Origin of the sequence: uncultured Aquimarina sp. (assembly GCF_947492115.1) — a bacterium.
In the GTDB taxonomy this organism is placed as follows: Bacteria; Bacteroidota; Bacteroidia; order Flavobacteriales; family Flavobacteriaceae; genus Aquimarina.
Genome location: NZ_CANLMM010000001.1, coordinates 937,211 through 956,525, shown reverse-complemented (window position 1 = coordinate 956,525; position 19,315 = coordinate 937,211). Strand labels below are relative to the sequence as shown.

General features: G+C 33.4%; 12 protein-coding genes. 6 read left to right on the top strand and 6 right to left on the bottom strand.

Annotated features, from left to right (window positions below; genetic code table 11):
- Window positions 1-97 precede the first annotated feature (97 nt).
- Window positions 98-997 (top strand): DMT family transporter, encoded by a 900-nt coding sequence (locus tag Q1A73_RS04295; RefSeq protein ID WP_299602043.1) that lies wholly within the window; start codon window positions 98-100, stop codon window positions 995-997.
- A 146-nt stretch (window positions 998-1,143) separates the two neighbouring features.
- Window positions 1,144-3,333 carry a response regulator gene (locus Q1A73_RS04290; protein WP_299602040.1) on the top strand — a complete coding sequence of 730 codons (2,190 nt, stop codon included), beginning with the start codon at window positions 1,144-1,146 and terminating at the stop codon, window positions 3,331-3,333.
- A gap of 63 nt (window positions 3,334-3,396) precedes the next feature.
- Here Q1A73_RS04290 and Q1A73_RS04285 read toward each other — a convergent pair whose 3' ends face one another.
- Both Q1A73_RS04285 and Q1A73_RS04280 read right to left on the bottom strand, forming a co-directional pair.
- Window positions 3,397-5,838 carry a prolyl oligopeptidase family serine peptidase gene (locus tag Q1A73_RS04285; RefSeq protein WP_299602037.1) on the bottom strand — a complete coding sequence of 814 codons (2,442 nt, stop codon included), beginning with the start codon at window positions 5,836-5,838 and terminating at the stop codon, window positions 3,397-3,399.
- A 96-nt stretch (window positions 5,839-5,934) separates the two neighbouring features.
- The gene (locus Q1A73_RS04280; RefSeq protein ID WP_299602034.1) at window positions 5,935-6,699 is read right to left on the bottom strand and encodes an alpha/beta hydrolase; all 765 of its coding nucleotides are present in this window, start codon (window positions 6,697-6,699) and stop codon (window positions 5,935-5,937) included.
- 127 nt (window positions 6,700-6,826) lie between these two features.
- On the opposite strand from Q1A73_RS04280, the gene Q1A73_RS04275 reads away from it, so the two are divergent.
- A complete protein-coding gene (locus Q1A73_RS04275) occupies window positions 6,827-8,704 on the top strand; it encodes a peptidase M61 (RefSeq protein WP_299602033.1) in 1,878 nt (625 codons plus the stop codon).
- 55 nt (window positions 8,705-8,759) lie between these two features.
- Here Q1A73_RS04275 and Q1A73_RS04270 read toward each other — a convergent pair whose 3' ends face one another.
- From Q1A73_RS04270 to Q1A73_RS04260, 3 genes are all read right to left on the bottom strand, one after another.
- Entirely contained in the window at window positions 8,760-10,484 is a 1,725-nt protein-coding gene (locus Q1A73_RS04270; RefSeq protein WP_299602031.1) for an NAD(P)/FAD-dependent oxidoreductase, read from the bottom strand.
- A gap of 135 nt (window positions 10,485-10,619) precedes the next feature.
- On the bottom strand, window positions 10,620-11,078 hold the full coding sequence (locus Q1A73_RS04265) for an SRPBCC domain-containing protein (protein WP_299602028.1): 459 nt from the start codon (window positions 11,076-11,078) through the stop codon (window positions 10,620-10,622).
- Window positions 11,071-11,400 carry a metalloregulator ArsR/SmtB family transcription factor gene (locus Q1A73_RS04260; RefSeq protein WP_299602025.1) on the bottom strand — a complete coding sequence of 110 codons (330 nt, stop codon included), beginning with the start codon at window positions 11,398-11,400 and terminating at the stop codon, window positions 11,071-11,073. The genes Q1A73_RS04265 and Q1A73_RS04260 overlap by 8 nt, the downstream gene beginning before the upstream one ends.
- Window positions 11,401-11,590: 190 nt before the next feature.
- Between Q1A73_RS04260 and katG the strand changes: the two genes are divergently transcribed.
- Window positions 11,591-13,804, top strand: a complete 2,214-nt coding sequence (gene katG / locus Q1A73_RS04255) for a catalase/peroxidase HPI (RefSeq protein ID WP_299602022.1) — start codon at window positions 11,591-11,593, stop codon at window positions 13,802-13,804.
- A gap of 112 nt (window positions 13,805-13,916) precedes the next feature.
- Here the strand turns inward: katG and Q1A73_RS04250 are convergent, their stop codons facing one another.
- Window positions 13,917-14,438: a GNAT family N-acetyltransferase gene (locus tag Q1A73_RS04250; protein ID WP_299602019.1), complete on the bottom strand. Its 522-nt coding sequence runs from the start codon at window positions 14,436-14,438 to the stop codon at window positions 13,917-13,919.
- Between the two features lie 228 nt (window positions 14,439-14,666).
- Here Q1A73_RS04250 and Q1A73_RS04245 point away from each other — a divergent pair, with 228 nt between their 5' ends.
- Both Q1A73_RS04245 and Q1A73_RS04240 read left to right on the top strand, forming a co-directional pair.
- Window positions 14,667-16,520: a DNA topoisomerase IV subunit B gene (locus Q1A73_RS04245; protein ID WP_299602017.1), complete on the top strand. Its 1,854-nt coding sequence runs from the start codon at window positions 14,667-14,669 to the stop codon at window positions 16,518-16,520.
- A 36-nt stretch (window positions 16,521-16,556) separates the two neighbouring features.
- The gene (locus Q1A73_RS04240; RefSeq protein WP_299602014.1) at window positions 16,557-19,226 is read left to right on the top strand and encodes a DNA gyrase/topoisomerase IV subunit A; all 2,670 of its coding nucleotides are present in this window, start codon (window positions 16,557-16,559) and stop codon (window positions 19,224-19,226) included.
- The last annotated feature ends 89 nt before the right edge of the window (window positions 19,227-19,315 follow it).

Here is a 19,315-nt window from a genome sequence, read left to right as displayed (position 1 = left end):
ATGAACCTCTTAGAAATTCTAAGAGGTTTTTTGTTGGACATCGTAATTCTATGAATCACTTTCAGAATTTAAAAACTATTGATTCTAATATTGCACCATGCAAAAATCTCAACAAGTTTCTATTGGTATCATCCTAGCAGTAATTGGAGTAGTACTTTTTTCCGCAAAAGCGGTAATGGTAAAAATGGCGTATAAATATCAGATTAGTTCAGAACATCTATTATTGTTTAGAATGTCTTTTTCTTTGCCTATTTATTTAGCAATAGCTGTATTCTCAAAAACCAATAATCCAGAGAAAATAAAAAAGTCAGATTATATATGGATTTTATTTTTTGGTTTTGTAGGCTATTATTTAGCGAGTTATTTTGACTTTTTAGGATTACAATATATCAAAGCGGGTTTAGAGCGTATTATTTTATTTATATATCCAACATTAGTATTGTTGATATCAAGAATTTTTCTAAAACAGAAAATTTCTAAAAGACAATTGGTAGCTATTGGAATTACTTATGTTGGAGTTATCATTACATTCTGGCAGGAACTTCAATTGGATACTCCTAATATTCATTTAGGGGTTTTTCTTATTTTTTTAAGTGCATTAACATATGCTACATATCTTGTTGGAAGTGGTTGGTTGATACCTAAATTTGGTGTTGTAGTTTTTACTTCATACGCAATGATTGTTTCATCATTTTGTATTATAACCCAATACCTGCTTTTTGATAGGGGAGATGTTACCAGTTATCCAGGAGAAGTATATGTTTTAGGTATTTTCATGGCATTTTTTGCTACCGTTGTGCCTTCATATCTTATTTCGGCGGCAATTAGTCGCTTAGGAGCATCGAATGTTGCTATTATAGGAAGTTTAGGTCCTGTTTCTACAATTTTACTTGCATTTTTTATATTGGATGAGAACCTTTCTATATTACAGATTTTAGGTGCTGCAATTGTAATTTTTGGAATTTATTTTACAACAAAAAAAGCAAAAAGCTCCTAGTCGTTATGAATTTATTTTTAATCTTAACAGCACAAAATCACTAAACTTTATTCTTTTTTTAGTAAATTAACAAAGAAGAACGATCGTTTCTTTAAGTGCATCGGGAATATGTGGAGAAGCAATCATTTATCAAAAACTAACTAATTTTGAGGGGAAAGTCATTATTTTTTATCCTTTTATGGACTATTCCATGGTTCTCGTATTGTCAGGAAGAATCGAAATTTCCTGTTAATGATAGTTTACAATTTCTAATAGACACATCCAATAATTTAACTTTTGAGTATAAAGTCAAAGAATCGCTCGAGTACGCGATAAAAGCTGCTAATTATGCTCATGAATTAAATAATGATCACTATAAATCTGAAGCCTACTATCTTATGGCTTACAATTATCAAATAATTGTGGATTATAAAAATGCTGAAGAATATTATAGAAAGTCATTGCATTACGCCGAAAAAGCAGGTGATTCATTGTTGATTCTATGGAATAATAATGGATTGGGAAATGTTTTTTCAGATGGCTATAAAGATTTAGAAGCATCGTTGGTGTATTATGATAAAGCCACTGATTTAGGTAAGCGATTAAATAAACCTGAGGAGTATATGACTCCCATCATTAATTTAGCTTGGACTTATGTGGATGCTAAAGAATTTGAAAAAGCTATTCCTTATATCGAAGAAGCCAATAAATTAGTAGTGGAAAATCGTGATATCGAAGGGTATTGTGAAGTATATTATCTTAAAGGTAGGTTAGCTTTAAGTCAGAATGACTTTGAAAAGTCGGAAAAATTTTTCCAAGAAGCACTCAATATAGCAGAAAGGCATAATATGCTATTGGAAGAATCCTATATATATGAAGCTAGAGCAGAGATGTATGCTAAAAAAGGTGAATTAGGTAAAGCCTATGAAGATATCAAACGGTTTCAAGAATATAGAGATAAAGTTTACAATAAAGAAAAACTTAAACAAATAGAAATCGCAAGAGTAAGTTTTAATGTAGATGAATATGAAAGAGAATTACAAATAGCGAAAACAGAGAAAGAATATCAATCTCAACTTGCTAAGAACAATAGAACTCTTAATATTATTGCTGTTATTGGATTGATCTTTTTATTTGGGACTGCATTTTTCTTTTACGTTAGTTATAGGTCTAAGAAAAATTTAAGTGATGTATTAAAAGATAAAAATGTACAACTTATAGAAGCTAAGGCAGAGGCAGAAAAACTTACTCAAGTAAAATCACAGTTTATTTCTACAGTAAGTCATGAGTTAAGAACACCATTATACGGTGTGGTTGGTATCACCTCATTATTATTAGAAGATAAAGATGTTTTAGATAGGCATAAAAAGTTATTAGGTTCTTTAAAGTTTTCTGGAGATTATCTTCTAAATCTAATTAACAACGTACTTCAAATAAGTAAAATAGAATCTAATAAAGTAAAATTAGCTAAGACACCTACCAATCTTTTCAAACTATCACAAAACCTACTCAATTCATTTGAATATCAAGCAAAAAGTAAAGGTAATGAACTTATTTTAGAAGTACCTAACGAACTTCCAGAGTCCTTAAATGTAGATTCTTTGAGGTTATCAGAGATTTTAATAAACCTCATTGGTAATGCCTCGAAATTTACTGAAAATGGGAAGATTTGGTTACGTATTATTTTATTAAGTAAGAAAGAAAACTCGATTCATATCAGATATGAAGTAGAAGATAACGGTGTGGGTATTCCAGATGATAAAAAGGACTTTGTTTTTGAGAAATTTTCACAGGTAGATCGGGAATCTAATAATGTAGAAGGTACTGGACTTGGGCTATCTATTGTAAAAAACCTTTTGGAAATGATGGATAGTAGCGTACATCTAGAAAGCAATGAAGGAAGAGGTACAAAGTTTTATTTTGATCTTACTCTGGAAATTTTAGAAGAAGGAGAGGAGCTTGCTAACAATGAAATGAACAATGGAAAAGCCAAAGTGTACCGTAGAATATTGGTTGCAGAAGATAATAAGATTAATCAAATAGTTACTAAAAACTTATTAAGTCTTATTGGATATGATTGTGTCATTGTAGAAAATGGCTTTAATGCCATTCAAATGGTAAAGAAAGAAGATTTTGATTTAATACTTATGGATTTAAATATGCCTTACTTAAATGGTTCTGAGGCTACCAAACGAATACGAGAATTTGATCAGAAAACTCCTATCATCGCACTTACTGCTGCAGAATTAGGAGAAGTAAAAGATGACTGTTTAGAAATAGGTATGAATGATTTAATTAATAAACCTCTTAATAAAAATGATTTAAGAGATATTATTGTTAAAAATTTACTGCCTTAAAAAAACACCAACGGTAAGAGTAAAAAAAAACGCCAGATGTATTTCTGGCGTTTTACTTTTGTATTAATTAGTTCCTTCAGAAACTTTTTCTTTTCTGTTTTTTACATATTTCTCCAACCATTGATCTTGTTCCCATAGAAGATGTAGGATAGATTCTTTAGCTCTATATCCATGACTTTCTTTAGGAAGCATAATCAATCTGGCGGTAGCACCTAAACCTTTTAAAGCATTAAAGTATCGTTCGCTTTGTAGCGGATATGTTCCAGAATTGTTATCAGCTTTTCCGTGTATTAATAGTAAAGGAGTCTTCATTTTATCAGCATGCATAAAAGGAGACATGGTATAATATACTTCTGGTGCTTCCCAATAGCTTCTTTCTTCACTTTGGAATCCAAAAGGAGTAAGAGTTCTATTGTATGCTCCACTTCTGGCGATACCTGCTGCAAAGAGATTGGAATGTGATAATAGATTAGCAGTCATAAACGCACCATAAGAATGTCCTCCTACAGCAACACGGTTTCTGTCGATAAGTCCTAAATCATCTACAGCATCTATAGCAGCTTTCGCATTAGCTACTAATTGTTTTCTAAAGGAATCATTAGGTTCTTCATCGCCTTCTCCCACAATTGGGAAAGAAGCATCATCTAATACTACATAACCTCTTGTAACCCAATATATCATAGAACCCCAAAATGGATAGGTGAATTCATTAGGATTGGAAGTAGATTGAGATGCACTTTTTTTGTCTTTAAATTCTTCTGGATATGCCCATAGAATCATCGGTAACTTTTCCTTTTTAGTTTTATCATATCCCAATGGAAGATATAAGGTTCCTGATAACTCTAATCCATCATCTCTTTTGTATTTAATTACTTCTTTATGTACACCTTGTAACGCAGCAAAAGGATTTGCAAAGTTGGTGATTTGTTTTAATTTATCTTTAGAATTTATATTTCTGATATAAAAGTTAGGGTACTCACTTGGGGATTCTATGCCTACAAGAAAATCTCCTTTATCTAGATTAGTAGCGAAATAAATATTCTCTACCTTATCAGTGTAGGTTGATTTATAAACTCTCTCTGTGTCGTTGCTTTTTAAGTTTAACTTATCAATGAAAGGAAATTGTCCTTCTTTACTAAAGCCATCTCCCATTAGATATACATTTCCTTTTGTAATATCTATTACAGACCGACCAAATTTATTTCTAGAGGTTACAAAGTTTCCTGGATCATTATACCTGTCCTGATAGTTTCTGTCATGAATAATTTGAGGTTTTACCGATGGTTTGTTAGGATCAAAAACATAGGTTTTCGTATTTCTTGTATTCCACCAATAGTCATAGGCGAAAGCAATATTTTTATCATTACTCCATTGTATTCCACTGTAACGATTGATCGTCTTTAAAATAGATTTTGGTTTTCCTTCAAAAGGAGCGTCTTGTTCAAAAACTTCATCTCTAAAGGCTACTTTAACCTCAGGATCTCCTTTATCCAAGGCTTCTGCCCAAACAAGTGTAGCTGGTTTGTCTGCTCTCCAACTCATGGATCTTTTTCCCATTCGAGTAGCCATAAAGCCCTTTGGTCTTACTTCGTCAATAGGAACCTCATTAATTATCTTAAAAGGCTCACCAGAGCTTTTATAAATTGTTGTTTTTTGAGGAAAACGATAATAAGGCACTAAATAAGAAAAAGGTTTTTCTATTTGAGTAACCATTACGTAATTACCATCTGGCGAAAACGAGAAATTTCTTATCATACCAATTGTAGACCAAGACGTTTTGGTCCCATCAAGGTTTACCTTAAATATTTCTGAAGTGGCCAATTGCTCAAAATTATACTCGTCATTTGGATTTTTTAATAAATCCTGATATGTTCTGTTTTGAGCTTTCGTTCCTTCACTAACAGAGATTGTAGGTCCTGTTGGAATCGCTTCATCTACATTAATTAATGCTTTTTTATTTTTAGATAAAAATTTAACCAGTAAAGCAGAATTGTCTTTAAACCACCTAAATGGAGATCCCATATTAGCATTAAGGGTTGCATCCGTTAATTTCGTTGCTTTATTAGTTTTAATATCTACTAACCATAATTCTACACCATCTAAAGTTGTATGTGTAAAAGCGACTTTTGTATAGTCTGGAGACCAAGAAAGGTTTGATAATCTTAGATTTTTAGGAAGACCGCTAACTTGTATAGGTTCTCCATCTATTCTCTTTAATTTAATATTATTGGAATAGTTGGCTCGACTAGAAATATTAGTTTTCGGATTAATTCGTAATCCAGCTAACCTCATTTCTTTTTCTGATAGCTCGGCGATGGTTTTATATCCATCACGATACAAGAAAATTAGTTGTTCTCCTTTTTCATCTATACGAATAGAAGGAGCAAGTGGTACATCCACTAAATCTAAAATCTCTTTTACTGGTTTTTGGTATTCTAAATTTTCTTGGGCATGAAGTACTGAACCAATAAACAGCACCATTAAAAATGATTTGATGAATTTCATAAGTTTACGATGTTTGTATGATACAATCAAAAATAAAATTTTAATTGGGGAAACATGTATAACTATGAATAATTCTAGACTATTTCTGCCCCGAATTTATAAATTTAGGACAAAGTCAACCGTTTTTTCAATAACCATGTTTGGTGCTTCTTTATGTGGTGTATGACCTATATTGGGAATGATATGAGATGTTGATATTCCTTGCGTTTTTGTAATGATACTCGTTACCTGATCTAAAGTTCCATATTCATCTTTTTCTCCTTGAATTATAAGAGAAGGACAGGTGATATGTTTTAAGTAGTCTTCTATATTCCAGTTAGCGAAGGTAGGAGAGAGCCAAGTTTCTGTCCACATACTAAAGACCGCATCTGTGTTTGAATCGTGATATTTGGTTAGTTTTTCTCTAAGGTTTGTGGTATCGTAAGCAAGTTTAGCTTCTCTTATTCCATCTAACGTTTCTTTTTCTACAAATACATGAGCGCCTTCGGTGATAATACCAGATATTTTATCTGGATATAATGATGCAGCTAATAAAGCAATGCTTCCTCCATCACTATGACCAAATAGAATTATTTTATTGAGTTTTAAATGATCAATAAGTTGTATTAAAGTATCAGCTTCTTTTTTTAAATAGTCTTGGTCTCTTTTATTTTCTGAAAACGGATCTGACTTGCCATATCCCTGACGATCATAAGAGAGTACATTATAATCAGTTCTTTTTTTGATTTTTTCAGGAAAATCTCTCCATAGTTCTATACATCCTAATGAATCGTGTAAGAATATTATGGTTGGTTTGGAAGTGTCTAAAGTTTCTGGATTGCAAGAAAGCCTTATACGATGTGTATTGATAAAAATGTCCAAATGCAAAATTTGTAAGTAAATAATGATCAAAAATAGGTTAAAGTCTATACAAATTATATATTTTGCAAGATCAAAGTTGTAACACCTCATTATTTTTGGCGTTTACCATAATAAATATTTAAAATACATGAAAAAAGTACTAGTTGCGGTCTCTACCAGTTTATTGTTAGTAGGATGTGGTTCTATGAATACATCGAAAGATGTAGCTTCTAAAACACCTATAGTTGCGAAAGTTGATCTTACCGAAGTTACCGATGATAAAGTTCCAATGACTATTAATCCAGGTCGCTTTACGCAAGATACAATAAACTATTTTTTACCTAAAGTAGTGCAGGGAACATATGCTGTTAGTGATTTTGGAAAGTTTATCGATAATTTCAGAGCTTTAGATTATAATGGAGCGGAATTATCAACTAATAAGATTGATGATAATACTTGGCAAATTGCTAATGCTACACAATTAGATAAAATTGTGTATTTGGTAAACGATACCTATGATATTGAAAACACAGGTGTTGGTACTCCTTTCTCGCCATCAGGTACTAATATAGAATCTGATAATTTTGTATTGAATTTACACGGGTTTATCGGTTACTTTGATGTATTGAAGAATAATCAATATGCTATAGAAGTAAAAGCTCCGTCCGATATGCAAAGGACTTCTGCATTACCGAATGTAGGTACAGAAAAAAGTGAAGACGGATCTATTACTACAGATAAGTATTTTGCGTCTCGGTATTTTGAAGTTACAGACAATCCAATGATGTATGGTAAATTAGATGTAGAAGAATTTGAAGTAGGAGGGATTAAAATTGTTTTAAGTGTATATTCTCCAAATAAAACATACTCGGCAGCAGGCATAAAGGAAACTGTTTTTAAAATGATGGAAGCCCAAAAGAAATATTTGGGAGATATTGATAGTACACCTAGGTATGATATCTATTTGTATTTAGCTTCACAATCTCAATCTGCTCCTACAGGTTTTGGAGCGTTAGAGCACCATACTTCTACCGTAGTAGTGTTACCAGAGGCTATTCCTGAAGATGCTTTGGCATCTGCTATGATTGATGTGGTGTCTCATGAGTTTTTTCATATCGTAACTCCCTTAAGTGTGCATTCCGAAGATGTTCATTATTTTGATTACAACAATCCTACTTTTTCTAAGCACTTATGGATGTATGAAGGAGTCACAGAATATTTTGCAAGTGTTTTTCAGGTAAATCAAGATCTTGTTTCTGAAGAGGAGTTTTACACGAAAATGATGGGTAAAATAGATTCTGCAAGTTTGTTTGATGATGCTATGAGTTTTACTGAAATGAGTGAAAACATATTGAATGAGCCTTATGCTAAGAACTATGCGAATGTATATGAAAAAGGAGCTTTAATAGGAATGTGCATTGATATTCTCATGCGTGAAGAAAGTGACGGAAATCGTGGGATCTTATCTCTTATGAAAGAACTTTCTTTAAAGTATGGTAAAAATAAACCGTTTGAAGATGATAAAATTATTGATGAAATAGTAGCGATGACTTATCCGTCTATAGAAAAGTTTTTAACCACCCATGTTATAGGAAAAACTCCTATTAACTATAATGAGTTTTTTGAGAAAGTAGGACTTTCTATGGGAGTTAAGGATATCGAGACGGATTATGTAAGAAATGGTAATAATATTATTGTCGGTGGAGATCAGGATAAAGGGACTATATTTTTTACAGAGGATGTCGCAGAAAATAGTTTCTGGGCTACAAATGGAGTGAAACCGTTTGATGTTATAAAAGAGGTAAACGGAACTGCCTTAACATTAATAAATGCTAATTCTGTATTGCAAAATACACTACAATGGAAAGTGGGTGATGATGTAGAAGTAAAATTGGATAGAGGAGGCGAGGAAATTTTAATAAAGACAAAATTAACAAAGTCATATACCAAAGGAAAAGCATTAAGTAGTCTTGAAAACCCAACAGAAAAACAATTAAAGCTTAGAGAAGCTTGGTTAAAAGGATAATAAAAAAGCGGGTCAATAATAAGACCCGCTTTTTTCTTTTCTATTTGCTAGTATGCTAAGAAAAGCCATCAACACCAGCTGCCAAGCGATCTCGCTTCACTTTTATCTTTTTTAGCATCCATTCTGGATATTGAGAATCGTCTTCGGCTTCATATATTTTTATTTCCTGTGATTCATCAGGGACCAAAAGATCATCTTGTCTGCATTTTAATATTTTTGCGGCAGTTTCAACACCAGAGTACCCAGCTCCAGCTACTCCATGTGATAAAACACTCGCACCACATAAATATAAATTTTCTATTTCGCTTTTAGCTTTATAAGAAAATGGGCCTATTTGCCAAAAGCTCTTTTCCGTTCCGTAAACACAACCATTGGTAGAGTTTATATAGTATTCATTCGTAATAGGAGTTCCTAATTCTTTCTGTACGATCTTTTCTCGTACTCCAGGAATTACCGTTTCTAAAGTGCGAATCATCTTTTCTGTTAGTTGAGCTTTAAAATTCAGATACGCTTCAGATCGTCTACGATCTTCATTTTTGAACTCGTTAAATGATTCGTGATTGATATAGGTAATAGCCTCAATAGTATGATAGCGTCCATCAAAACTAATAGGATCTTTTAATGTAGTGCAACTGATAAACATACCTGGGAAAGTATCACCTTCTAATATGTTTCTTTTTTGTGTATCCTCAAATAAAGTATCTAAATCTTCATGCTGCATTAACCAGATATTCCCGGAGTCTAAACCAGCTTTACGAACATCCATATCAACGGTTAGAAATAACATTAGTGAAGTACAGGAATACTTAGTTTTACCAAGACGTTTATTTAGTTTTTTACTAATATTTTCCTTTCCGATCAAGTCTATAAATGTCTTTTGTGGATCAGCATTAGAAATTACTTGTTTTGCGAATATTTTTTCTCCACTTTCTAATTGTACTCCAATAGCTCTTTTTTTCCTATTGCCTTCTAATAAAATTTTAGAAACCTTTTTACTTGTTTGGATGTTACCATGATGCTTTTTTAAAGCTTTAGTCATTGCTTTTACCAATGCACCACCACCACCAACAGGATAGTAGCCTCCACTAGAATAATGCCCCATTACAGCAGCGTGTAACGGAAAGCTAGCTCTCGACGGTGGTAAACCATGATCGCCGATTTGTATATTAAGCACCGCCTTTAATAGAGGGTTTTTGATGTGTTTATTAATTACTTTGCGTAAACTAAAAACACTATATTTACCCATGTTTTTTGTCCTAAAAGGAATAGTGATATGTTGCCAGAATCCTTTTACTTTAGGGATTAGTTGTAGTTCGTAGCTCACATCGCTTACTAACTTTAGATAAGAAGCAATTCCCTTTCGTTCTTCTGGAAACTGTTCGGATAATACTTCTTTTATATTATCATAACCTGCGGGCATATCAATACGATGCTTCCCGATCCAACAATGTTCATAAGCTTCGGGATTCATTCTAAAGAAAGAGACATCGTTTGCTATACCTAATCCCCCATATAAATCACTTGTGGATTCACCTTTGTTTAATAATCCTACATAGTGTACGCCAGGCGTAAACCTATATCCATTAAGATAAAAACTATGACACCATCCACCAGGAACATCATGTTGTTCTAGAACTAAAACTTTTTGACCAGCACGAGCTAAACAAATAGCAGATGCTAGACCACCAGCACCAGATCCAATAATTATTGTGTCGTATTGTTTTGGATCATTTTCGTTAGATTTCATCACTTCACCGTCTTTATCAATAGATTTAATCACCTTGATTATGTATTTAGTTTTCCAGCATTTTTTGTTAAAGGTATCGTTTTTTTAGTTTAGTAAAGAATTATAATAGAAAGTATGCAAGATTTGCTAGTAGTCTATCGTAGAAATGTTATGGTATATTGGTTATAGTTAAGCTTTATCAGAAGCTTCTACAAATACTTTCAATCTATCAAATACTGATCCCCAACCATTCATGAAGCCCATTTTTTCTTGTTGTAAGCAATATTCTTCTGTCTTATGAACTACATTAAATGTAAAATTTGTTTTTTCTCCATCCTTTTCGAACAGTGCTTGTAACTCTACATCTTCTGTCATAGGTTTAAAATCAGCAGAAGAAATTATTTTCTCATGTGTTATAATTTCTTTATAGATACCTTCAGATATAAACTCACTACCATCTGGCATTTCCATAGTGTACTTCCAGGTACCATGTACTTTAAAGTTGTGTTCTATGACTTTTGTTTTCATACCCTTTGGTCCCCACCATTGAGCAATATGTTCAGAATTGGTCCATGCTTCCCAGACAAGTTCAATAGGAGCGTTAAAAGTTCTTTTTAATGATAATGTACGTTTGTTTAAATCACTCATTGTTTTTGGTATTAGATTGTAGTTTATATAAATAGTCTTCAAAAGAGTCTAATCTGTCCTCCCATAAGTTTTTGTATTGTTCTATCCATAAGAATGCTGGTAATAAATTTTGTGGTTGTATAAGGCAGTAACGTTCTCTTCCTTTTTTGGAAATGGATATGATACCGCATTCTTCCAGTATTTTTAGATGTTTAGAAATGGCAGGGCGACTTACATCAAATTTTTCCGCAATAGCATTTACGGATAAAGTTTGATTTGCTAGAATAGAAATGATATTTCTTCTAATGGGATCTGCTATTGCCTGAAAAACGTCTCTTCTCATTTAAAATGTAACTGAATGGTTACAAATTTAATTGTAACCGTTTGGTTACGCAAATTTTTAACAGAGTTTTTAAAGTTTATAATTAGGTATAAGAATTATTGATTGTGATGTTGTTTAAATATATGGAAAATCTATACAATATAGAACTGTAAATGGCTAACTTTGGAAGTATACTTTAAAACTCTATATTATGAATAACACGAAAAGCTATGGTATAAATAGCCAAGGGGATATTAGTAAGTGTCCATACATGGGAGGACCTCAAAAGCATACTGCGGGTCATGGAACGACCAACAGAGATTGGTGGCCAAACGAATTAAAATTAAATGTTTTAAGACAACATAATTTAAAATCAAATCCATTAGGAGATGAATTCGATTATGCAAAAGCTTTCAACAGTCTGGATTATTATGCTTTAAAGAAAGACTTGATGGATTTTATGACTGAGTCACAAGATTGGTGGCCAGCAGATTATGGTCATTATGGAGGTTTAATAATACGTATGGCATGGCACAGTGCAGGAACCTACAGAGCTGGAGATGGGCGAGGTGGAGCTTCTTCAGGATCATTAAGATTTGCACCATTGAATAGTTGGCCCGATAATGGTAATCTGGACAAAGCACGTTTGCTGTTGTGGCCAATAAAGAAGAAGTATGGAAATAAAATTTCTTGGGCCGATTTAATGATTTTAGCAGGTAACTGTGCTATAGAGTCTATGGGGCTAAAAACCTTTGGTTTTGGCGGAGGAAGAATTGATGTATGGGAACCAGAACAAGACATCTATTGGGGTTCTGAAAAGGAATGGTTAGGTAACGATGCTCGTTTTTCTGAAGGTAGAGATAATTTAGAAGCTCCTCTTGGAGCTGTTCATATGGGGTTAATATACGTAAATCCAGAAGGGCCAGATGGTACTCCAGATCCTTTGGGTTCCGCTGAAGATATGAGAACTACTTTTAGACGAATGGCAATGAGTGATGAAGAAATTGTAGCATTAACCGCTGGAGGGCATACTTTTGGTAAAGCTCATGGAGCAGCAGATGCTGATCAATATGTTGGAGCAGAACCGCACGGAGCCGCTATTGAAGAAATGAGTACTGGTTGGAAAAACACGTACGGATCAGGAGTGTTAGATGATGCAATTACCAGTGGATTAGAAGGTGCATGGACTCCAAATCCTGATAAATGGGATCATGATTATTTTAAAGTATTATTAGATTATGAATGGGAATTAACTAAAAGCCCTGCTGGAGCTCATCAATGGGCACCAAAAGCTGATTCAGGAGCTCCAACAGCACCAACGGCTGGGGATCCTTCAAAGAGACAAGCATTAATGATGACTGATGCTGACATGGCTTTAAAAATTGATCCCGAGTTTTTAAAGATTTCTAAACATTTCAGAAACAATCCCGAAGATTTAGAAGATGCATTTTCTAGAGCATGGTATAAACTAACGCATAGAGATATGGGGCCGATTTCACGTTATTTAGGACCAGAAGTTCCTAAAGAAGAATTGATTTGGCAAGATGTTGTTCCGAAAGGGAAGATGTTAAATGAATCGGAGATTTCTTCTTTAAAAGAGAGTATTATCGATTCTGGACTAACAACTTCACAACTAGTTACCACAGCGTGGGCATCTGCATCAACATACAGGGATTCTGATAAAAGAGGAGGAGCTAATGGTAGTCGTATTCGTTTAGAACCACAAAAAAGTTGGGAAGCGAATAATCCAGCTGAATTAGCTAAAGTGTTAGATGTTTATGAAACAATTCAGAAGTCTTTTTCTGGAGATGTGTCTATAGCTGATTTAATTGTTTTAGGTGGTAGTATTGGAGTAGAAATGGCTGCTAAAGAAGCTGGTTTTGAAATAACAGTTCCCTTTACTAGTGGTAGAGGAGACGCAACGCAAGAACAAACAGATATTAGTTCTTTTGATTATTTAGAACCTCAAGCTGATGGTTTTAGAAATTATATTCATAAGGATCAAACATCCTCAGCTGAAGACTTATTAGTAGATAGAGCACAACTACTAACGCTTTCTATTCCAGAAATGACAGTTCTTGTTGGGGGATTACGAGTTTTAGGAGCAAATTATGATGGTTCTCATCACGGTATTTTTACGGACAATATTGGTGTGTTAACGAACGATTTCTTTAAAAACATACTTGATTTTACGTATACCTGGAAAGCAACTTCTTCTGATGATACTCTATTCGAAGGTAGTGATCGTAGAACAGGGCAGGTTAAGTTTACAGGAACTAGAGCGGATCTTATTTTTGGTTCTAATACAGAATTAAGAGCCGTTGCAGAAGTTTATGCGTCTGATGATGCTAAAGAAAAATTTGTGCAAGATTTTGTGTCTGCTTGGACAAAAGTGATGGATTTGGATAGGTTTGATATCAAATAGAAATGAAATTGAAAAATTGAATATCCTAAAAAGGTGGTCTTCTTAAAGGTCACCTTTTTTATTTCTAATCAATTTTGGTATGTAGATAAGAAATGTTTTGGACTAATCTTATTTATGGATTGAATTCTGATTTCGTGATCTTGTAATATGATGAATTAATGATTCCTTCACAGCTTCCTTTTTTCCAAAATTTCATACCTATTTTTTCCAATACTCTTATCGAAGCGCTATTTTCATGCGCAGCTCTTCCAATAATCTCATGAAGTTGTAATTCATGAAAACCATAGGTTAATGTCGCTTTAGCCGCTTCTGTAGCATATCCCTTATTCCATTGGTCTTTGTAAAAACGAAACCCCAAATCAACTAGATCTTCTTCATTTTTCTTAAGTCCGCACCATCCGATAAATTGATTCGTGGGTTTTAATAGTACAGCCCATCTTCCATAACCAACGCTACGATATTGCTGTTTTTGATAGTTTTTTAGGAATGTGATTGTATCTTCTACATTTGCAAATGCTTGATCACCAGTAAATTTTAGCACTTCTGGATCCGAATTAAGGTCGAAGAAATCCTGAGCATCATCAAGAATGAATTCTCTTAGTATAAGTCTTCTGGTTTCTGTGATGTGTTTCATTAGGATAAAGATTGGTAATTTATAAATAAATACAAAATGTTCTATAAAGTATAATAAGGTCTGAAATGGTATTTCAATTTTAATGATTTTTAAGGTATTTATTAGTTACTTGGTTGTCTGTCAAATAATCAACAAAAACTAATTCAGAATTGTTAATTACTTTGTAGTTTGGGTATTTTAAAATCGTAAGTGAAATCTTATATTAGCAAGCATTCTACCCAAAATTTTATGAGTCAGGAAACAAAATATACCGAAGATAATATACGATCCCTCGATTGGAAAGAGCATATCCGTATGCGACCTGGGATGTATATAGGGAAACTAGGTGATGGATCTTCAGCAGATGATGGAATCTATATTTTACTAAAAGAAGTACTTGATAATTCTATTGATGAATATGTCATGGGTGCTGGTAAAACCATAGAAATTTCCATACAAGGAGATAAAGTAATTGTTAGAGATTACGGTCGTGGGATTCCTTTGGGAAAAGTAGTTGATGTAGTTTCTAAAATGAATACAGGAGGTAAGTATGATTCAAGAGCATTTAAGAAATCGGTAGGTTTAAATGGAGTTGGTACTAAAGCGGTAAATGCTTTGTCTACATATTTTAGGGTAGAATCTACAAGAGATGGAAAATCTGCTTCTGCAGAATTTGAAAAAGGAAACCTAACGAATCAGGAAAAATTAGAAGAAACTTCAAGACGAAAAGGGACTAAGGTTTCTTTTATACCAGATGCTTCGATTTTCAAGAATTATAAATATCGTACCGAGTACGTAACAAAAATGCTTAAAAATTATGTGTATCTAAATCCTGGATTAACCATAATTTTTAATGGAGAAAAATATTTTTCTGAAAACGGATTAAAAGATTTACTTTCAGATAATATCAATCAAGAGGATCGTTTATATCCAATTATTCATTTACTGGGTGAGGATATAGAGATTGCCATTACACATAGTAAAACTCAGTACAGCGAAGAGTATCATTCTTTTGTTAATGGACAACATACTACACAAGGGGGAACTCATCAAGCTGCATTTAGAGAAGCTGTAGTAAAAACCGTAAGAGAGTTTTATGGCAAAAATTACGAAGCTAGTGATATCCGTAAATCTATCGTTGCTGCGATTAGTTTAAAGGTAATGGAACCGGTTTTTGAAAGTCAGACAAAAACCAAATTAGGTTCCACCGAAATGGGGGGTGATTTTCCAACCGTAAGAACATATATAAATGATTTTGTAAAAACGAAGCTAGATAATTTTTTGCATAAAAATTCTGATACAGCTGAAGCATTACAACGGAAGATACTGCAGGCAGAACGAGAAAGAAAAGATTTATCCGGTATTCGTAAGTTGGCTAGAGAAAGAGCAAAAAAGGCCAGTTTGCACAATAAAAAATTGAGAGATTGTAGAATTCACCTTACAGATAGTAAAAAAGATAGAAACTTAGAGAGTACTTTGTTTATTACGGAGGGAGATTCTGCAAGTGGATCGATAACAAAATCTAGGGATGTAAATACACAAGCTGTATTTAGTTTACGTGGAAAACCACTAAACAGCTACAACATGTCTAAAAAGATTGTGTATGAGAACGAAGAATTTAATCTACTGCAAGCTGCATTGAATATAGAGGAGTCCCTAGAGGATCTTAGATATAATAACATCGTAATAGCAACTGATGCCGATGTAGATGGAATGCACATACGTTTGTTATTGATTACATTTTTCCTTCAGTTTTTTCCAGAGGTCATTAAAGAAGGACATCTATATATATTACAGACCCCTTTATTTAGAGTACGAAATAAAAAAGAAACTATTTATTGTTACTCAGAACAGGAAAAGAAAGATGCAATTGAAAAATTATCTGGGAAGCCAGAGATTACTCGATTTAAGGGATTGGGAGAAATATCTCCGGATGAATTTGTTCATTTTATTGGAGATGATATTCGTTTAGATCCTGTGATGCTAGATAAAGAAAAGTCTATAGAAGAGTTATTGTCTTTTTATATGGGTAAGAATACACCGAGTAGACAGGAATTTATTATAGAAAATCTGAAAGTAGAATTAGACGCAGTAGAAGATTAATCCAAAAGGAATACAAAAAGTGCCCCGTAAAAAGGTATGGATATAGAAAACGAAAACGAAGAATTGCATAATGAATTAAATCCAGAGGATCATCAGCCTCAGGAAGTGATTACCAAAGTTACTGGAATGTATAAAGACTGGTTTCTGGATTACGCTTCATATGTAATCCTAGAGAGAGCAGTACCAGCAATTGAAGATGGACTGAAGCCAGTACAAAGAAGAATTCTTCATTCTATGAAGGATTTAGACGATGGTCGGTATAATAAAGTAGCAAACATTGTTGGTCATACTATGCAGTATCATCCTCATGGAGACGCAAGTATTGCGGATGCGATGGTACAAATTGGTCAAAGAGACTTGCTAATCGATATGCAGGGTAACTGGGGTAACATTCTTACTGGAGATAGAGCAGCAGCTTCTCGTTATATCGAAGCACGTTTATCCAAATTTGCTTTAGATGTTGTGTATAATCCTAAAGTTACGGAATGGCAATTATCGTATGATGGTCGAAAGAAAGAACCAATAAATCTTCCAGTAAAATTCCCATTACTTTTAGCACAAGGTGCAGAAGGTATTGCGGTAGGATTAAGTACTAAGATTCTTCCTCATAATTTTATCGAATTAATTGAAGCCTCGATAAAGCACTTATTGGGGAAGCGTTTTACTATCTTGCCAGATTTTCCAACTGCTGGAATTGCCGATTTTACAAACTATAATGATGGAAATCGTGGAGGTAAGGTTCGGGTGCGGGCAAAAATTTCTCAACTAGATAAGAATACGTTGATTATAAGTGAGATACCGTTTACTACCACAACTTCTAGTTTAATTGATTCAATCCTAAAAGCAAACGATAAAGGGAAGATAAAAATCAAAAAAATAGAGGATAATACAGCAGCAGACGTAGAGATTTTGGTGCATCTGCCAAGCGGTATTTCGCCGGATAAAACTATTGATGCGTTATATGCGTTTACGAACTGCGAAACATCGATTTCTCCACTGGGTTGTGTTATCGAAGAGAATAGTAGACCAAATTTTATAGGGGTTTCTGAAATGCTTAAACGCTCTACCGATCATACGGTAGAATTGTTAAAAAGGGAATTAGAAATTCAATTAAATGAACTACAAGAGCAGTGGCATTTTGCTTCTTTGGAAAGAATCTTTATTGAGAATCGTATTTATCGTGAGATAGAAGAAGAAGAAACCTGGGAAGGTGTAATTCAGGCGATTGATAAAGGGTTGCAACCTCATATCAAGCATTTGAAAAGACCTGTTACAGAGGAAGATATTGTGCGTTTAACCGAGATTCGGATTAAAAGAATTTCAAAGTTTGATATTGATAAAGCTCAACAAAAGATAGAAGCTCTTGAAGAAGATATTGCACAAGTAAAACATCACTTAGAGCATTTAGTTGAATATGCAGTATCTTATTTTAAAAGACTGAAAGAAACATATGGTAAAGGTAGAGAGCGCAAAACAGAAATCAGAATTTTTGATGATATAGAAGCCACAAAGGTAGTAATCAGAAATACAAAGCTTTATGTGAACAGAGAAGAAGGTTTTGTAGGTACATCTCTACGAAAAGATGAATATGTAACGGATTGTTCGGATATTGATGATATTATCTGTTTCATGGCAGATGGTAAAATGATGGTAACCAAAGTAGGGTCCAAAACATTTGTAGGGAAAGATATTATTCATGTAGCTGTATTTAAAAAGAAAGACAAAAGAACTATATATAACATGATCTACCAAGATGGTAGAGGTGGAGCTTCTTACGTAAAACGATTTGCGGTTACCAGTGTTACAAGAGATAAAGAATACGATCTAACACAAGGAAAGAAGAGTTCAAAAATTACTTATTTTACAGCTAATCCTAATGGAGAAGCAGAAGTAATCACCATTTTCTTGCGTCAGGCAGGAAGTATCAAGAAATTAAAATTTGATCTTGATTTTTCTGATTTATTAATAAAAGGAAGAGGTGTAAAAGGTAATATTGTTACTAAATATAACATCAAAAAAATCGAACTGAAGGAACAAGGAGTTTCAACATTAAAGCCTCGTAAAATTTGGTTTGATGAAACAGTAAGAAGATTGAATGTTGATGGAAGAGGAGATTTATTAGGAGAATTTAAAGGTGAAGATAGGCTGCTGATTGTTAATCAAAAGGGTATTGTAAAGACGATAGTTCCGGAAATAACAGTTCATTTTGATTCAGATATGATCGTTTTGGAGAAATGGAAACCTATGAAACCTATTTCTGCAATATACTGGGATGGTGAAAAAGAACGATATTATGTAAAACGATTCATAGTAGAGAATTCGGATAAGGAAGAAAGTTTTATCTCTGACCATCAGAAGTCATTCTTAGAAATTATCTCCACAGATCATAGGCCAGTGGCAGAAGTTGTTTACAATAAAATTAGAGGCAAGGATCAAAAACCAAATGATGAAATTAGTTTAGAGGATTTTATTGCTGTAAAAGGAATTAAGGCACAAGGAAATCAACTGACTACGGAGAAGGTGAGGCAGATTAATTTATTAGATCCATTACCCTATGAAGAACCAGAAGATGTGCCAGCAGAAGAAATTGAAGTGGTAGAAGAAGAGGCTGTGGATGCTGACATAAAAAATAAGGAAACAGGAAATGGAGTAACACTTGATAATACTGAAGATGATGGCGACGGAGAACAAACTTCTTTATTTTAAATAGTTTAATTTTAAACACTTACATGTTTTATATAAACTATTACTTTATGTCTTAAAACATGTTAATTATAATATTAAAAAGTCCCGTA